We start from the raw sequence: 15,509 nt of genomic DNA, 5'->3' as shown, positions 1-15,509 counted from the left end.
GGTGCGTGGCGGGTGTGTGTACGGCGGTCCGGCGCGAGGGGGGCGGCCGGCTGGCCGGCGCGTTGCGGGAGCGCGTGCGGCGGTTCGGGGACCGGGGCAGTGCGGCGCCCCGGGCTCGGGTGGCGAGGCCGGGGCGGTGGCCGGCGGTGGAGGCGCTTCGGGCCTACTCCTCCACCAGGAGCTTGTCGCGGAGCTGGGCCAGGGTGCGGGCCAGCAGGCGGGAGACGTGCATCTGGGAGATGCCGACCTCCTGGGCGATCTGCGACTGGGTCATGTTGCCGAAGAAGCGCAGCAGCAGGATCTTCTTCTCCCGCGGCGGCAGGTCCTCCAGCAGCGGCTTGAGCGATTCGCGGTACTCCACGCCCTCCAGCGCCTCGTCCTCGGCGCCCAGGGTGTCGGCGACGGCCGGTGACTCGTCGTCCGTGTCCGGGACGTCCAGGGACAGCGTGCTGTACGCGTTCGCCGACTCCAGGCCCTCCAGGACCTCTTCCTCGGAGATCGCGAGGTGCTCGGCCAGCTCGTGGACCGTGGGGGAGCGGCCGTGGCGCTGCGAGAGTTCGGCGGTCGCGGTGGTCAGCGACAGCCGCAGCTCCTGGAGGCGGCGCGGCACCCGGACCGCCCAGCCCTTGTCGCGGAAGTGCCGCTTGATCTCGCCGACGACCGTGGGCGTGGCGTACGTGGAGAACTCCACGCCCCGGTCCGGGTCGAAGCGGTCCACCGACTTGATCAGACCGATGGTGGCGACCTGGGTCAGGTCGTCCAGCGGCTCGCCGCGGTTGCGGAAGCGCCGGGCCAGGTGCTCGACGAGCGGCAGGTGCATCCGCACGAGCGTGTTGCGCAGCTCGGCGCGCTCCGCCGAGCCGTCGGGCAGCTTGCGGAGCTCGTAGAACATCGCCCGCGCGCCGCTGCGGTCATGGGGGTCGTGAGGGTGGTGCGGGGTGTGCGGATCGCGCTCGTTCCGCTGGTTCTCGCTCTGGTCCATGTGGTCCGCCCGCTCTGCCTGCTCCGCCGCGTCCAACCGGCCGCCGTGGTCATCCGCGCCCACCGGTTGCGGCCGGGCATGATGCTGCTCGGGGATGGCCACACCGGGCGCCATCCGCGTGCCGCTTTCAAGATCCTTCACGGGGCCCCCTGTTCGGTCATGACGGTCCGGGACCGGCGCCGCGCTCCTTGTACAGGCTGATCGTGACCGTACGGTCCTCCGCGACAACGGAGTCGACCTTGCCGGCCAGCGCGGAGAGCACCGTCCAGGCGAAGGTGTCGCGCTCGGGGGCGCGGCCGTCGGTCGTCGGGGCCGACACGGTCACCTGCAGCGCGTCGTCGATCAGGCGGAAGACGCAGCTCAGTACACTGCCCGGCACGGCCTGTTGCAGAAGAATCGCGCACGCCTCGTCCACGGCGATGCGCAGATCCTCGATCTCGTCGAGGGTGAAGTCCAAGCGGGCTGCGAGTCCGGCCGTGGCCGTACGCAGCACCGACAGGTAGGCACCCGCAGCGGGCAGCCGGACTTCCACGAAGTCCTGGGTCCCGGGCTCGCCTGCGATCTGGGACACCCTCACCTCCAAGGTGACACAAGCTGGTTGAGCTGATATTCGCGCCGGTCGCGGCCCCTCTCGTGACAAGAGGAGAACGATCCGGCGCGGCACATGGTTCGCCTGCGACGCTATCGCGATCCGCGGGGCGGTGTCGCCCGGAAGTGGCAGCGCCGGCTTCCGGCACGACGGTTGGTCTCGCAGCGTCCCGCAGTCCTACGACTGTCACTCATTGTAAGCCTACGGGTACGGACAGTGGCTAGGGGTCTGCACTGCCAAATCGAAGTCGATTACGCAGCGTTGACGTTCGAGACGCCCGCAAGGTTGTGCAGTGCATCTCCAGTGAGCCGGAAGACGGTCCATTCGTCCATGGGTTCCGCGCCGATCGACCGGTAAAAACCGATGGACGGTTCGTTCCAATCCAGGACTGACCACTCGAAACGCTCGTAGCCGCGCCGCACGCAGATCTCCGCGAGGGCTCCCAGGAGCGCCTTGCCGTGGCCGCCGCCGCGGGCCTCCGGGCGGACGAAGAGATCCTCCAGATAGACACCGTGCGTGCCCGTCCACGTGGAGAAGTTGCGGAACCACAGGGCGAAGCCGACGGGGCCGTCCGCGTCCTCGGCTATGAGCGCGAACGCCGCCGGATGCTCGCCGAAGAGGCCCTCGCGCAGCTGCGCCTCGGTGGCCTTCGCGGACTCCTCGGCGCGCTCGTACGCGGCCAGCTCGCGGATCATCGTGTGGAGGACGGGTACGTCGTCGACCGTCGCGGTGCGGATCATGCCTGAAGGCTAGCGGGCGGCACTGACATCCGGCCCCGGGGCCCGGAAATCCCGGCCGCCCGGCCACCCGGAAGGTGCGAAGGGGACGAACGGCCACTGTCGGCCGGCCGGCGGGAGCGCCGGTTCTTCAGACGATGCTCTCGTCGACGAAGCACCACCGCCAGCTCTCGCCCGGCTCGTACGAGCGCATCACCGCGTGGCCGGTCGCCTCGAAATGGCCCGTCGCGTGCCGGTACGGCGACGAGTCGCAGCAGCCGACATGCCCGCACACCAGGCACAGGCGCAGCTGTACGGGGTGGCTGCCGACGGCCCGGCACTCGGGGCAGGTGTCGCTCAGCGCGGCGGGCTCGGGGCGCGGCAGTTCGGGAACATGCGGGCACTCGCTCATGATTGCCAGGTTAGATCGCAGGAGCGGGCGTGGCACGGGCGGCCGCCGCAGTAGTCGGGACGGCGCGGGCCGGGCCCGGCAGGACGGGACAGGACGGGCGAAGACGATGGACGTGATGCCACTTCTGCTGCTGGTCGCGGGGAGCGCCGCGGTCGCCGGGGCGGCCCGGCGCACACCCGTACCGGGGCCGCTGCTGCTCGTCGCCACCGGGCTGGCGGCGGCGTACATCCCCGGCGTACCGGACTACACACTCGACCCGCACATCGTGCTGCCGCTGCTGCTGCCCCCGCTGCTGCACACCGCGGCGCTGGAAAGCTCCTATCTCGACCTGCGGGCCAACCTGCGGCCGGTGGCGCTGCTGTCGGTCGGCTACGTGCTCTTCGCGACGGTCGTCGTCGGGTACGTCGCGTACCTGATCATCCCCGACCTGCCGCTGACGGCGGCGCTCGTCCTGGGCGCGGTGGTCGCGCCGCCCGACGCCGTGGCCGCCACCGCCATCGCCCGCAGACTCGGCCTGCCGAACCGGATCACGACGATCCTCCAGGGCGAGTCGCTGGTCAACGACGCCACCGCGATCACCGCGTACAAGGTGGCCGTGGCGGCCGCCGTCGGCGTGGGCGCGACCTGGACCGACGGCATCCGCGAGTTCGCGGTCGCGGCGCTGGGCGGGATCGGGGTCGGCGTGGTGCTGATGATCCCGCTGCACTGGCTGCGCTGCCGGCTGCGGGACGCGCCGCTGCTGGAGAACACCCTGTCGCTGCTCATCCCGTTCGTCGCCTATCAGGTCGCCGAGGAATTCGGGGCGTCCGGTGTGCTGGCGGTCGTCGTGGTCGCCCTCTACCTCGGGCACCGGTCCTGGCAGGTCGACTTCGAGACGCGGCTCCAGGAGGAGGCCGTCTGGAAGATGGTCTCCTTCATCCTGGAGTCGTCGGTGTTCGCCCTCATCGGCCTGCAACTGCCGGTGGTGCTGCGCGGGCTGGGCGAGTTCAGCGGGGCGGAGGCCGCCTGGTACGCCTTCGTGGTCTTCCTGGTGGTGGTGCTCACGCGCTTCGTGTGGGTCTTCCCCGCGACGTTCCTGCCGCGGATGCTGTCCGACCGCATCCGCACCCGCGAACCCGGTACGAACTGGAAGGCGCCGGTGATCGTCGGGTGGGCCGGGATGCGCGGCGTGGTGTCGCTCGCCATCGCCTTCTCCATCCCGATGACCGTCCAGGACTCCGGCGACGGCTTCCCGGCGCGCAACCTGGTGCTCTTCCTGACCTTCACGACCGTCATCGGCACGCTCGTCGTCCAAGGGCTGAGCCTGCCGCCGCTGATCCGCGCGCTGCGGCTGCCGGCGCGGGACGTACGGGGCGAGACGCTCGCCGAGGCGCAGTCGCAGAACGAGGCGTCGCGGGCCGCTGAGCAGCGGCTGACCGAACTGCTGGAGGACGACCGCAACGCGCTCCCCGGGCCGCTGGCCGACCGGCTGCGCACCGTACTGGAACGGCGCCGCAACGCGGTGTGGGAGCGGCTGGGGACGGTCAACGAGCTGACGGGGGAGTCGGCGGACGAGACGTACCGGCGGCTGGCGCGGGAAATGATCGACGCGGAGCGGAAGGTGTTCGTGCGGCTGCGGGACGAGCGGCGGATCGATGACGAGATGATGCGGGTGCTGCTGAAGCGGCTGGACCTGGAGGAGGCCGCGGCGTATCGGGAAGGGGCCGATTAGGGCGGCGCCGGGGGCCCCCGCACGTTACGGCGCGCCCGTCACGACCGCCGTCACCGTCGTGCCGGGCGGGAAGGAGCCCTCCTCCGTCAGGGTGGTCAGGGCCAGGAGGAGTTTGGCCACGTACAGGCGCTCCAGGGGGATGCCGTGGCGGGACTCGAAGTCGGTGGCGAAGGCTTCCAGTTCGGGGGTGCTGCGGGCGTAGCCGCCGCAGTGGAAGCGGTCGTCCAGGGTCCAGGTGCCGCGGCGGGTGCCGAAGGCCGCGTGCTGGAGGCGTTCGGTTTCCGCGGTGAGGAAGTGGGGGGTGCCGCCCTTGAGGACGGGGATGCCGAGGGCCCGCTGGTCCGGGCCGAGGCCGGCGGCCAGGCCCGCCAGGGTTCCGCCGGTACCGCAGGCGACGGCGACCACGTCCGACGTGCCGTGCAGTTCCCGGCCCAGGGCCGTGCAGCCCTGGGCGGCGAGGGCATTGCTGCCCCCTTCGGGTATGGCGTAGTGCGGGCCGAAACGTTCCCGTAGCGCCGCGGCGACCTCCGGGTCGGTCTTGCGGCGGTAGGTGGCGCGGTCGACGAAGTGCAGGCGCATACCGTCGGCGGCGCACTGCGCGAGGGACGGGTTCAGCGGGCGGTCCGCCAGCTCCGCGCCCCGTATGACGCCCACCGTGGCGAACCCCAGGAGGCGGCCGGCCGCTGCGGTGGCCCGCAGGTGGTTGGAGTACGCGCCGCCGAACGTGAGCAGCGTGTGCTCACCGGCCTCGGCCGCCGCCCGCAGGTTCAGCTCCAGCTTGCGCCACTTGTTGCCGGGCAGTTCGGGGTGGATCAGGTCGTCCCGTTTGAGCAGCAGCCGCACACCGCGGCGCGCGAACCGTCCGTCCTCGATGTGCCGGAGGGGGGACGGCAGGCGCGGCCGCAGTGCGGCGAGGTCGGGGACGGTGGAGGTCACACGGCCATTGTCGCGTGACAGCGGGTGCCGCTTCACATGGCGGTGGGGGGCACCGCGGCCGGTGCTACTTCAGCCGGGCGCCGATGCGCGCGCGCATGTCCTGCATCGTGAAGCCCTTGGGGTCTATCTTGTCCGCGCGCCATTCCAGGTGGCCGACGACCGAGTACTCGTTCCAGCCATGCACGCGGCACAGCGCCGCCGCGGCCTTCTCGATGGCTTCCAGCTGGGCCTCGGGCCAGGGGTCCTTGCCGTCGCCCAGGTTCTCGCACTCGAAGCCGTAGAAGTGGACGTTGCCGTCGGCGTTGTACTGGTTGGTGGGGGGCAGCTGCTTCTTCTCGGCGATCACGGCCTTCAGGACGTCCCGGTCGCCGCTGCCCGCGTGGTTGGCGCGCCCGCAGCCGACCAGGTGGACCCGGCCGTCCTTGGTGATCACGCCGTGGCACAGCGGGCCTGGCAGCGCCGAGGTGCCGTCGTAGCAGAGACGGACCGTGTTCTCGGTCCCGGACGTGACGGTGTGGTGGATCACCACGCCGTGCACCGGGCCCCAGTCACCGTGGCCGGCGCGGTTGTGCGTGCGCCACTCGCCGACCTCGACGATCTCCAGGCCTTCGTCTCTGAGGGCTTTGAGGAAGGTGTTCGCGGACATGGGTGGGGCCATGGCCGACTCCGTTCGGTGCGCGGCGGCCGCCGACCGCGCACCGCCTCATAAAACGCTTGTACTGGAACGTCAGGTCCCAGACCAGCCGTTCGTCGTGTGTACGAGCGGATGAGCGAGCGGTTTCAGCCGCTTTCCACCGGTTTCAGACGCAGAGAAAGCCGCCTTTCAGCCGCGCAGGAAGCCGTCGCCGTGGGTGGCGATGTGAGCCTCCAGCGCGCTCAGCGCCTCCTGGGTGGCCTGTGCCGAGCCGTTGCCGCGGCGCTCCGCGTAGTACGCCGCGCCCAGCTTCTTCAGCAGGTCGTTGCCCGCCCGCTGCTGCTGGACCTCGTCGACCTTCTGCTTGCCCTGGTTCAGCGCGCTCTGTGCCTGCTCCTTGGCGCGGTCGAGAAAGCCTGCCATTGCTGCCTCCGTGGGGTCGTCGGGGGAGGGGCGGACGGCCCCGCTGTCGTCGCGTTGCCGTACCGGATCAACGGTCCGGACGTTACCCGCGTTCCCGTGCCAGGCTGGGGATGTGGACAGGGCCATCGAGGGGGATACGGACGCAGGTGACGGCCTGGGCGCGGGCCGGGGCGCGCCCCCGGGCGCCGGGCGGCCCCAGGGCGCGCCCCCGGGCGCGGACGGGGACCCGGGCGGTTACCGGGAGCGGGCGTCGCGGCTGGCCGGCGCGGTCGTCTGGACCAAGCGCGCGCCCGCGGACCCGCCGCGGACGCCGCAGCGGGTGCTGCCCGACGGCTGCACGGACCTGCTGTGGTGGGGCGGCCGGCTGACCGTGGCCGGGCCGGACACCGCCGCGCACCTCCCGGCCGCCCGGCCCGGCGAGACCGTCGTCGGGCTGCGCTTCGCCCCCGGTCAGGGGCCCGCCGTCTTCGGTGTGCCGGCGCACGCGCTGCGCGATCAGCGGGTGCCCCTGGAGGAGCTGTGGCCCGGGGATCTGGTGGCGCGGCTGGCCGGGACAGTGGCCGGGACCGGATCACCCGGACGGGTGTTGGAGGAGATCGCCGTTCACCGTCTGCGGGAGGCGCCGGGCCCGCCCGACCCGGCGCGGGACGTGATCGCGGCGGCGCTCGGCCGCGGCCGGTCCGTGGCGGAGGTCGCCCGGACCGTGGGGATCGGCGAGCGGCAGCTGCACCGCCGGTGTCTGGAGGCGTTCGGGTACGGGCCCAAGACGCTGGCCAGGGTGCTGCGCCTCGTACGCGCGCTGGAACTGGCCCGTGCCCACCTGCCGTACGCGGAGGTGGCGGCCCGTGCCGGGTACGCGGACCAGGCCCACCTGGCGCGTGAGGTGAAGGCGCTGGCGGGGGCCCCGCTGGGGGTGATCGCGGGCCCGGGGTAGCTTGTCCGTCATGGACTACCAGGCCGTTCTTGAGGAGGTAGCGGCCTTTGCGAGGCCGTATGTCGGACATGGGCAGGTTGCCGACTACATACCGGCACTCGAAAAGGTGCCGGGGGACCGCTTCGGGATAGCGGTGGCCGACATCAACGGCGAGGTGTATGGGGCGGGGGACTGGGAGGTCCCGTTCTCCGTGCAGTCCATATCGAAGACGTTCTCGCTGGCGCTGGTCATGGCCAACGACAACGAGGACATCTGGAAGCGGGTCGGCCGCGAGCCGTCCGGCACCCCGTTCAATTCGCTCGTGCAACTGGAGTGGGAGAACGGCGTGCCGCGCAACCCCTTCATCAACGCGGGCGCGCTCGTCATCACCGACCGTCTCCAGACCCTGACCGGCGACGCCAGCACCACGATGCTGCACTTCCTGCGCGAGGAGTCCGGCAACCCGGATCTCGCCTTCGACCAGGCCGTGGCGGACTCCGAGGCCGACCACGGCGACCGCAACGCGGCGCTCGCCCACTTCATGGCCAGCTTCGGCAACCTGGAGAACCCCGTCCCCAGCGTCATCGAGCACTACTTCTGGCAGTGCTCCATCGAGATGAGCTGCCGCGACCTGGCGGCGGCCGGCGGCTTCCTGGCACGGCACGGGCTACGTGCGGACGGCAGCCGCCTGCTGGAGGCGCGCGAGGCCAAGCGGATCAACGCGGTGATGCTGACCTGCGGCACGTACGACGCGGCGGGCGAGTTCGCCTACCGGGTGGGGCTGCCCGCCAAGAGCGGGGTGGGCGGCGGGATCGTCGCGGTCGTACCGGGACGCTGCACGCTGTGCGTGTGGAGCCCCGGCCTGGACAGCCGCGGCAACTCGGTCGCGGGGGCGGCGGCGCTGGACCACTTCACGACGCTGACCGGCTGGTCGGTGTTCTGAGCCGTCCGCCGGGTGGCGGCCGGCCCGCTCGCGGGCGCATCGTGGGGGGCGAGGAGGTGCGTCGCCATGGAGCACGAGATGCGCGCGGAGTACGCGGACGAGGGCTCGCCGCGGCAGCCGGACGCGCCGGTCAAGACGTGGCACATGGTGCGGCTGGACGGTACGCAGTCGATGTGCGGACGCGAACTGCAACCGGACGCCGCCGTACAGTCCGCGGACGTGTGGGGCACGTCGGCAGCCGAACCGTTCTGCCACTCCTGCGGGGCGCTCTACCTGCGGGAAGTGCCGTAGCGGCGGAGGCCCGCGGGGCCGGGGACCGGGCCGCGGAGGCCGGAGCCAGGCGTCGCACGGGGACGCCTGCGGCCCGTACGTCCCCCCGCCCCGCTACGTCCTACGCAAGCGCCGCGAAGAGATCCACCCCGTGCCCGTCCGGGTCCTGGACCACCGCGTACCGCTGCCCCCAGGGCGCGTCCCACGGCTCCTTCTCCCCGGTGTACCCGGCGGCGACCAGCTCCGCGTAGGTCTTGTCGACCCCGGCCGGGTGCGCGCACTCGAAGGCCAGGCCCGTCGGGGCGCCGTCCGCCGGCGGTGTCCACCCGGGGGTGATGGAGCGCAGGGTCTCGTGCGTGTCCCACATCAGGCGCAGCCCGCCGGGCAGTGCGGCCTCGGCGTGCGGGGCGGTGTCGGCCTCCGCCGGGACGGACAGGCCCAGCCGGCGGTAGAAGGCGAGCGAGGCCGCCATGTCGGCGACGGCCATGCCGATCGCGGCGAAGCGCGGAGCCGGTTCCGTCCCGGTCCCGGGGGTGCCGCTCGGCGTCTTTGTGTGCTGTGTTTCGTTGCTCATGGGGTTGAGCGTAGGGAGCGAGCCGGGGCCGGGTCTTGAAGGAATCGGACATGCGGTCGGCAGGACCCGGCCGCGTCCGGGCCCCCGGCCCGCGTCAGGCTCCGGCGACCTCCCTCACGGGCACCGCACGACCTGCCCCGCGTACGACAGGTTGCCGCCGAAGCCGAAGAGCAGCACCGGGGCGCCGGACGGGATCTCCCGCCGCTCGACCAGCTTGGACAGGGCCAGCGGGACGGAGGCGGCGGAGGTGTTGCCGGACTCGACGACATCGCGCGCGATCACGGCGTTGACCGCGCCGATGCGCTCCGCCAGCGGCTCGATCAGCCGCAGGTTGGCCTGGTGCAGCACGACGCCGGCCAGGTCCTCCGGCCGGATGCCGGACCGCTCGCACACCTGGCGGGCGATGGCCGGCAGCCGGGTGGTGGCCCAGCGGTAGACGGCCTGGCCCTCCTGGGAGAAGCGGGCCGGGCTGCCCTCGATGCGGACGGCATTGCCCATCTCCGGGACCGAGCCCCACAGGACCGGGCCGATCTCCGGTTCCGCCGCGGCCGTGACGACCGCGGCGCCCGCCCCGTCCCCGACGAGTACGCAGGTCGAGCGGTCCGTCCAGTCGACCACGTCGGTGAACTTCTCGGCGCCGACGACCAGCGCGTTGACGGCCGAACCCGCCCGGATGGCGTGGTCGGCGGTGGCCAGGGCGTGGGTGAAGCCCGCGCAGACGACGTTGATGTCCATGGCGGCGGGGGCCGGCAGGCCGAGCCGGGCGGCGACCCGCGCGGCGGTGTTGGGGCTGCGGTCGACGGCCGTGCAGGTGGCCACCAGGACGAGGTCGATGTCCTGCGCCGCCAGGCCGCTCGCGGCGAGCGCCTTGGCGGCCGCGGCGGCGGCCATCGCGTCCACGGTCTCGTCGGGGGCCGCGACGTGCCGGGTGCGGATGCCGACGCGGCTGCTGATCCACGCGTCGTCGGTGTCGACGATCTTCGCGAGGTCGTCGTTGGTGAGCACCTCGGAGGGCTGGTAGTGGCCGAGAGCCAGGACGCGTGAGCCCGTCATGGGAACCCCTGTGCGTGTGCGGACGGTACCTGTTCAGTGTTAGGGGTGCGGGCCCCGGGAGCATTGCGTGTTGTGCCAATCTTCGGAGCGGAGTTCTGGAGGGAACGCCACGTACGGTCGGGCGCGTACGCCCGGCCGGCGCCGTGCCCCGCACATGCCGCCGGCCCGGCCCGTACAGCGGGTCGCTGTCGGTACCGGGCCGGCGGGCGGTGTTCGGCCGCTCAGGTGAGCGGCTTGAAGCGGCGCAGCCGGAGGCTGTTGGCCACCACGAAGACCGAGGAGAACGCCATCGCGGCTCCGGCGATCATGGGGTTGAGCAGCCCGGCGGCGGCCAGCGGCAGCGCGGCGACGTTGTAGCCGAAGGCCCAGAAGAGGTTCGCCTTGATGGTGCCGAGGGTACGGCGGGCGAGGCGGATGGCGTCCGCCGCGGCGCGCAGGTCGCCCCGTACGAGCGTCAGGTCGCCGGCCTCGATGGCGGCGTCCGTGCCGGTGCCCATCGCCAGGCCCAGGTCGGCCTGGGCGAGCGCCGCCGCGTCGTTGACGCCGTCGCCGACCATGGCGACCGACCTGCCCTCCGCCTGGAGGCGCTTGACGACCGCGACCTTGTCCTCGGGCAGCACTTCCGCCACGACGTGGTCCGCGTCGATGCCGACCTCGGCGGCCACCGAGCGGGCGACGGCCGCGTTGTCGCCGGTGAGCAGGACCGGGGTGAGGCCGAGGGCGCGCAGCCGCCGGATCGCCTCGGCGCTGGTGGGCTTGACCGCGTCGGCGACGACGAGCACGGCGCGCGCCGCCCCGTCCCAGGCCACGGCGACCGCGGTGTGCCCGGCGTCCTCGGCGGCGGCCTTGGCGTCCGCGAGCGCGGCGGGCAGCTCGACGGCCCACTCCGAGAGGAGCGAGGTGCGGCCGACGAGGACGGCGTGGCCCTCGACGACGCCCTGGACCCCGCGGCCCGGTACGTTCGCGAAGTCCTCGGGGACCGGCAGCTCGCCCGTACGCTCGGCCGCCGCACCGGCGACGGCGCGGGCGATGGGGTGCTCGGAGGAGTGCTCCAGGGCGCCGGCCAGGCGCAGCGCCTCGGACTCGGACTCGCCGTCGGCGAGGTGGACGCCGGTGAGCGTCATCGCGCCGGTGGTGACGGTGCCGGTCTTGTCCAGGACGACGGTGTCGACGCGGCGGGTGGACTCCAGGACCTCGGGCCCCTTGATCAGGATGCCGAGCTGGGCGCCGCGGCCGGTGCCGACCATGAGCGCGGTCGGGGTGGCCAGGCCCAGGGCGCAGGGGCAGGCGATGATCAGTACGGCGACGGCGGCGGTGAACGCGGCGACCGCGCCCTCGCCCGCGACGAGCCAGTAGCCGAGGGTGCCGAGCGCCAGCGCGATGACGACCGGGACGAAGACGGCGGAGATCCGGTCGGCCAGGCGCTGGGCGGCGGCCTTGCCGTTCTGCGCGTCCTCGACCAGCCGCGCCATACGGGCCAGCTGGGTGTCCGCGCCGATCCGGGTCGCCTCGACGACGATCCGGCCGCCCGCGTTGACGGTGGCGCCGGTGACCGGGTCGCCGGGGGCGACCTCGACGGGCACCGACTCGCCGGTGAGCATCGACGCGTCCACGGCGGACGAGCCGTCCACGACCGTGCCGTCCGTCGCGATCTTCTCCCCGGGCCGTACGACGAAGTGGTCGCCGACGGCGAGCTGCCCCACCGGGACGCGCACCTCGCGCCCGTCCCGCAGCACCGCGACGTCCTTGGCGCCCAGCTCCAGCAGGGCCCTGAGCGCGGCGCCGGCCCGGCGCTTGGAGCGGGCCTCGAAGTAGCGCCCGGCCAGGATGAAGGCGGTGACGCCGGCCGCGGCCTCCAGGTAGATGTTGCCGCTGCCGTTGCCGCGCGCGATCGTCAGCTCGAACGGGTGGGTCATGCCGGGCATTCCGGCGTCGCCGAAGAACAGTGCCCACAGGGACCAGCCGAGGGCGGCGAGCGTGCCCATGGAGACCAGGGTGTCCATGGTGGCCGTGCCGTGCCGCAGGTTGGTCCAGGCGGCCCTGTGGAACGGCCAGGCGCCGTACGCCACGACCGGCGCCGCCAGGGTCAGCGACAGCCACTGCCAGTTGTCGAACTGCAGCGCCGGGACCATCGCCATCAGGATCACCGGCACGGCCAGGAGCACGGAGACGGTCAGGCGCTGCCGCAGCGGGCCGAGGGGGTCGGCGCCCGGCTCCGCGTCCGGTGCGGGCGCCCCGCCGGAATCCGGTGGCGGTGGCGCGGGGGCCGGGGGCTCCGGGACGGCGGCCGTGTAGCCGGTTCTCTCTACGGTGGCGATCAGGTCCGCGACGTCGACACCGGCGCCGTCGGCATACGTGATCCTCGCTTTCTCCGTGGCGTAGTTGACGGTGGCGGTGACGCCGTCCATCCGGTTGAGCTTCTTCTCGACGCGGGCGGCACAGGAGGCGCAGGTCATGCCGCCGATCTCCAGCTCGATCCGGCGCTCGTCGACGGTGGTGGTCATGGCTGCTCCTTCGGGGGCGGGGGTGGCGGCGGGGTGTCACCGTCGTCCACTGCCTGAACTGTATACCCCTAGGGGGTATAGAGGCTACCCCTCCCGGGTATCCGTCGACACGGCCGGACCCGCACCTCCCGCCCGCAGTACCCGTCCGCCCAGCCGCCGCAGGTAGTCCGCCAGCTCCGGCGGCTCGTGCACCGTGAACTCGCAGCCCAGCATCGCCAGCCGGAACGCCGTCCACTCCAGCGAGTCCGGCCGGGTGCGCACCCGGCACGCCTCCCCGTCGAGCGGCTCCACCGCGGCCGCCGCGCGCCCCAGCCGGTCGCAGACCTCCGTGGCGGACGCGTGCACCGTGACCTCCGCGGAGCAGCCGGGCCCCATGCCGTGCATCCGCTCCGTGACGAAGGCGGCGGCATCCTCGGCGGGCAGCTCGCGCGGCGTGCTGCGTACCCCCGTGGGGTACGGCTCGCTCAGCCGGTCCACGCGGAAGATCCGCCAGTCCTCGCGCTCGTTGTCGAACGCCACCAGATACCAGCGGCGCCCGGCGGCCACCAGCCGGTACGGCTCCACCAGGCGCTTGGAGCGGGCGCCGGCGCCCGCCCGGTAGGTGAAGCGCACCCGCTCCTGGTTGGCGACGGCCGCTGCCAGGACGGTCAGGTGCGCCGGATCGACGGTCGGCCCGTCCCCGGAGGGCATCGGTACGGTGGCGGTGCCCAGGGTGCCCACCCGCCGCCGCAGCCGGGCCGGCAGCACCTGCTCCAGCTTGGCCAGGGCCCGTACGGACGCCTCCTCCACGCCGTCGACGGTGTGCCCGGCCGTCGAGCGCAGCCCGACGGCGATGGCCACCGCCTCCTCGTCGTCCAGCAGCAGCGGGGGCATCGCGGCACCGGCGGCGAGCCGGTAGCCGCCCTCCGAGCCCATCGTGGCGTGCACCGGATAGCCGAGGTCGCGCAGCCGCTCGATGTCGCGGCGGATCGTGCGGGTGGTGACCCGCAGACGGTCGGCCAGTTCGCTGCCGGGCCATTCACGGGGCGTCTGGAGCAGGGACAGCAGGTTCAGGAGGCGTGCCGAGGTCTCACTCATGCCGTCGATGATGCCCGTCCGTGTAGGACCGGAGCTGTCCTATACGGCTCATAGTGTGTGGATGACCGCGGCGGCCACCGGTGCCGCGGCGCAGCCCGGTACCCGCAGACCGCACCACCCATCAGGAGCGACCACCATGCCCACCCCGCCCGCGACCGCCCCCGACGCGGCCGACCGCAGACGCTGGATCGCGCTCGCCGTCGTGCTGACCGCCGCCTTCATGGACCTGGTGGACGCGACCATCGTCAACATCGCCGTGCCCAGCATCCAGCGGGACACCGGCGCCTCGTTCGGCGCCGTCCAGTGGATCACCGCGGGCTATGCGCTCGCCTTCGCCGTCGGCCTGATCACCGGGGGCCGGCTCGGCGACATCCACGGCCGCCGCCGGCTCTTCCTGCTCGGCATGGGCGGCTTCACCGTCGCCTCCGCGCTGTGCGGTGTCGCCGCGGACCCGGGGATGCTGATCGCCGCGCGCGTGCTGCAAGGGGCGATGGCCGCGCTGATGGTGCCGCAGGTGCTGGCGATCATCCATGTCACCTTCCCGGCGCACGAACGCGGCAAGGTCTTCGGCATGTTCGGCGCCGTCGTCGGGCTGGGCGCGGTGTGCGGGCCGCTGATCGGCGCGCTGCTGACGCAGTGGGACATCCTCGGCCTCCAGTGGCGGCCGATCTTCCTGATCAATCTGCCGGTCGGTGTCGCCGGTATCCTCCTCGGCCGCCGCTTCGTCACCGAGTCCCGCGCCTCCCAGGCGCAGCGCCTCGACCTCGGCGGCACCGTCCTGGTCGCGCTCGCGCTCCTGATGGTGCTCTTCCCCCTCACCCAGGGCCGCGAAATGGGCTGGCCCGTATGGGGGTTCGTGTCGATGGCCGCGAGCCCGCTGGTCCTGGCCGTCTTCGTGCGGTACGAGCGGGCCAAGGCCCGCAAGGACGGCTCGCCGCTCGTCGAACTCTCCCTGTTCAGGCTCCGGACGTTCGCCGCGGGCGCCGGTGTCCAGCTCACCTTCGGCGCGCTCTCCGGCCTGTTCTTCCTCGTGTGGACCCTGTTCATGCAGCTCGGCCTGGGATGGGAGCCGCTGCACGCCGGGCTGACCGGGGTGCCGTTCTCGCTCGCCTGCTCGGCGGCGGCCGGGATCTCCGTACAGAAGCTGGTGCCGCGCTTCGGGCGCAAGGTGATGCAGGCCGGTGCGCTGGTCATGCTGTCCGGCGCGCTGCTCTACATAGCGCAGGCCGGGCGGTACGGCACGGAACTGACGTCCTGGCAGATGATCCCCGCGATGCTGCTGATGGGCGGCGGCATGGGCCTGATCGTCGCGCCGATCACCGACGCGGCCATCTCCGAGGTGCCGGCCGAGCACTCCGGATCGGCGTCCGGGATCTTCAACACCACCGGTCAGGTGGGCATGGCGTTCGGACTCGGCCTGTCGTCGGTGGCCTTCTTCGGCGTCCTCGGCGAAGCGGGCGGCCGGGACCCGCGGGCGGCGGTCGTCGACGCCACGGTCACCTCGCTGTGGTGGGTGGCGGCGGGCCTGGTGGTCATCTTCCTGCTGCTGTTCCTGATGCCGGGGAAGCCGCGTACGGCCGGGGAGCCGCGCCGGGCCGAGGAGTCCCGTACGGACGGGGAGTCCCGTACGGACGGGGGAGCTGACGAGGCCGCCACGCCCCGGGACGAGCACGGGACTGCGGACGCGGACCGGGTCCTGGTGCCCTGACAGGACTCGCCGGACCGCCCGCACCTTCGGACCACCCGCCGCAGCGCGCCCCGCGCCCGCGGCG

16 protein-coding genes are annotated in these 15,509 nt (G+C 72.9%); 5 read left to right on the top strand and 11 right to left on the bottom strand.

From position 1 onward, the window contains the following. Positions 1 to 163: 163 nt before the first annotated feature. From ACFV57_RS06480 to ACFV57_RS06465, 4 genes are all read right to left on the bottom strand, one after another. On the bottom strand, positions 164 to 1,096 hold the full coding sequence (locus tag ACFV57_RS06480; protein ID WP_385226507.1) for an RNA polymerase sigma factor SigF: 933 nt from the start codon (positions 1,094 to 1,096) through the stop codon (positions 164 to 166). A gap of 43 nt (positions 1,097 to 1,139) precedes the next feature. Beyond that, positions 1,140 to 1,553, bottom strand: coding sequence for an anti-sigma regulatory factor (locus tag ACFV57_RS06475; RefSeq protein ID WP_385226343.1), 414 nt, complete (start codon positions 1,551 to 1,553; stop codon positions 1,140 to 1,142). 269 nt (positions 1,554 to 1,822) lie between these two features. Further along, positions 1,823 to 2,311 (bottom strand): GNAT family N-acetyltransferase, encoded by a 489-nt coding sequence (locus ACFV57_RS06470; RefSeq protein ID WP_385226341.1) that lies wholly within the window; start codon positions 2,309 to 2,311, stop codon positions 1,823 to 1,825. Positions 2,312 to 2,438: 127 nt separating this feature from the next. Further along, positions 2,439 to 2,699, bottom strand: a complete 261-nt coding sequence (locus ACFV57_RS06465) for a UBP-type zinc finger domain-containing protein (RefSeq protein ID WP_385226339.1) — start codon at positions 2,697 to 2,699, stop codon at positions 2,439 to 2,441. 106 nt (positions 2,700 to 2,805) lie between these two features. On the opposite strand from ACFV57_RS06465, the gene ACFV57_RS06460 reads away from it, so the two are divergent. Further along, the gene (locus ACFV57_RS06460; RefSeq protein WP_385226337.1) at positions 2,806 to 4,410 is read left to right on the top strand and encodes a Na+/H+ antiporter; all 1,605 of its coding nucleotides are present in this window, start codon (positions 2,806 to 2,808) and stop codon (positions 4,408 to 4,410) included. Positions 4,411 to 4,434: 24 nt separating this feature from the next. Here the strand turns inward: ACFV57_RS06460 and ACFV57_RS06455 are convergent, their stop codons facing one another. The 3 genes from ACFV57_RS06455 to ACFV57_RS06445 all read right to left on the bottom strand — a co-directional run bounded on the left by ACFV57_RS06455 (position 4,435) and on the right by ACFV57_RS06445 (position 6,403). Continuing rightward, entirely contained in the window at positions 4,435 to 5,346 is a 912-nt protein-coding gene (locus tag ACFV57_RS06455; RefSeq protein WP_385226335.1) for a 1-aminocyclopropane-1-carboxylate deaminase/D-cysteine desulfhydrase, read from the bottom strand. A 64-nt stretch (positions 5,347 to 5,410) separates the two neighbouring features. Beyond that, positions 5,411 to 6,004: an N-acetylmuramoyl-L-alanine amidase gene (locus tag ACFV57_RS06450; protein ID WP_385226333.1), complete on the bottom strand. Its 594-nt coding sequence runs from the start codon at positions 6,002 to 6,004 to the stop codon at positions 5,411 to 5,413. Positions 6,005 to 6,169: 165 nt separating this feature from the next. After that, complete coding sequence (locus ACFV57_RS06445) at positions 6,170 to 6,403, bottom strand: hypothetical protein (protein ID WP_385226331.1); 234 nt, start codon at positions 6,401 to 6,403, stop codon at positions 6,170 to 6,172. 256 nt (positions 6,404 to 6,659) lie between these two features. On the opposite strand from ACFV57_RS06445, the gene ACFV57_RS06440 reads away from it, so the two are divergent. The 3 genes from ACFV57_RS06440 (at position 6,660) to ACFV57_RS06430 (ending at position 8,550) form a co-directional block, all read left to right on the top strand. Next, entirely contained in the window at positions 6,660 to 7,337 is a 678-nt protein-coding gene (locus ACFV57_RS06440; RefSeq protein ID WP_385226505.1) for a helix-turn-helix domain-containing protein, read from the top strand. A 10-nt stretch (positions 7,338 to 7,347) separates the two neighbouring features. Continuing rightward, complete coding sequence (locus ACFV57_RS06435) at positions 7,348 to 8,259, top strand: glutaminase (protein WP_385226329.1); 912 nt, start codon at positions 7,348 to 7,350, stop codon at positions 8,257 to 8,259. Positions 8,260 to 8,325: 66 nt separating this feature from the next. After that, positions 8,326 to 8,550 (top strand): hypothetical protein, encoded by a 225-nt coding sequence (locus tag ACFV57_RS06430; RefSeq protein ID WP_385226327.1) that lies wholly within the window; start codon positions 8,326 to 8,328, stop codon positions 8,548 to 8,550. Positions 8,551 to 8,650: 100 nt separating this feature from the next. On the opposite strand, the gene ACFV57_RS06425 is transcribed toward ACFV57_RS06430, so the two are convergent. The 4 genes from ACFV57_RS06425 to ACFV57_RS06410 all read right to left on the bottom strand — a co-directional run bounded on the left by ACFV57_RS06425 (position 8,651) and on the right by ACFV57_RS06410 (position 13,737). Further along, positions 8,651 to 9,103, bottom strand: coding sequence for a VOC family protein (locus ACFV57_RS06425; protein ID WP_385226325.1), 453 nt, complete (start codon positions 9,101 to 9,103; stop codon positions 8,651 to 8,653). Between the two features lie 114 nt (positions 9,104 to 9,217). Continuing rightward, the gene (locus ACFV57_RS06420) at positions 9,218 to 10,156 is read right to left on the bottom strand and encodes a beta-ketoacyl-ACP synthase III (RefSeq protein ID WP_385226323.1); all 939 of its coding nucleotides are present in this window, start codon (positions 10,154 to 10,156) and stop codon (positions 9,218 to 9,220) included. 221 nt (positions 10,157 to 10,377) lie between these two features. Then, positions 10,378 to 12,660: a heavy metal translocating P-type ATPase gene (locus ACFV57_RS06415; protein ID WP_385226321.1), complete on the bottom strand. Its 2,283-nt coding sequence runs from the start codon at positions 12,658 to 12,660 to the stop codon at positions 10,378 to 10,380. Between the two features lie 84 nt (positions 12,661 to 12,744). Beyond that, positions 12,745 to 13,737, bottom strand: coding sequence for a helix-turn-helix transcriptional regulator (locus tag ACFV57_RS06410; protein WP_385226319.1), 993 nt, complete (start codon positions 13,735 to 13,737; stop codon positions 12,745 to 12,747). Between the two features lie 136 nt (positions 13,738 to 13,873). Here ACFV57_RS06410 and ACFV57_RS06405 point away from each other — a divergent pair, with 136 nt between their 5' ends. Beyond that, positions 13,874 to 15,445, top strand: coding sequence for an MFS transporter (locus ACFV57_RS06405; RefSeq protein WP_385226317.1), 1,572 nt, complete (start codon positions 13,874 to 13,876; stop codon positions 15,443 to 15,445). Positions 15,446 to 15,509 lie beyond the last annotated feature (64 nt).

This window comes from Streptomyces sp. NPDC059788 (assembly GCF_042732265.1).
Classification (GTDB): domain Bacteria; phylum Actinomycetota; class Actinomycetes; order Streptomycetales; family Streptomycetaceae; genus Streptomyces.
Note: the sequence above shows the minus strand (reverse complement) of the source record. Positions and strands in the feature narration are given on the sequence as shown.

Excerpts from the sequence above, each read along its gene's own strand:
- ACFV57_RS06480 (WP_385226507.1), bottom strand. The coding sequence starts at position 1,096 with ATGGCGCCCGGTGTGGCCATCCCCGAGCAGCATCATGCCCGGCCGCAA.
- ACFV57_RS06470 (WP_385226341.1), bottom strand. The coding sequence starts at position 2,311 with ATGATCCGCACCGCGACGGTCGACGACGTACCCGTCCTCCACACGATG.
- ACFV57_RS06465 (WP_385226339.1), bottom strand. The coding sequence starts at position 2,699 with ATGAGCGAGTGCCCGCATGTTCCCGAACTGCCGCGCCCCGAGCCCGCC.
- ACFV57_RS06460 (WP_385226337.1), top strand. The coding sequence starts at position 2,806 with ATGGACGTGATGCCACTTCTGCTGCTGGTCGCGGGGAGCGCCGCGGTC.
- ACFV57_RS06450 (WP_385226333.1), bottom strand. The coding sequence starts at position 6,004 with ATGGCCCCACCCATGTCCGCGAACACCTTCCTCAAAGCCCTCAGAGAC.
- ACFV57_RS06445 (WP_385226331.1), bottom strand. The coding sequence starts at position 6,403 with ATGGCAGGCTTTCTCGACCGCGCCAAGGAGCAGGCACAGAGCGCGCTG.
- ACFV57_RS06435 (WP_385226329.1), top strand. The coding sequence starts at position 7,348 with ATGGACTACCAGGCCGTTCTTGAGGAGGTAGCGGCCTTTGCGAGGCCG.
- ACFV57_RS06430 (WP_385226327.1), top strand. The coding sequence starts at position 8,326 with ATGGAGCACGAGATGCGCGCGGAGTACGCGGACGAGGGCTCGCCGCGG.
- ACFV57_RS06425 (WP_385226325.1), bottom strand. The coding sequence starts at position 9,103 with ATGAGCAACGAAACACAGCACACAAAGACGCCGAGCGGCACCCCCGGG.
- ACFV57_RS06420 (WP_385226323.1), bottom strand. The coding sequence starts at position 10,156 with ATGACGGGCTCACGCGTCCTGGCTCTCGGCCACTACCAGCCCTCCGAG.
- ACFV57_RS06415 (WP_385226321.1), bottom strand. The coding sequence starts at position 12,660 with ATGACCACCACCGTCGACGAGCGCCGGATCGAGCTGGAGATCGGCGGC.
- ACFV57_RS06410 (WP_385226319.1), bottom strand. The coding sequence starts at position 13,737 with ATGAGTGAGACCTCGGCACGCCTCCTGAACCTGCTGTCCCTGCTCCAG.
- ACFV57_RS06405 (WP_385226317.1), top strand. The coding sequence starts at position 13,874 with ATGCCCACCCCGCCCGCGACCGCCCCCGACGCGGCCGACCGCAGACGC.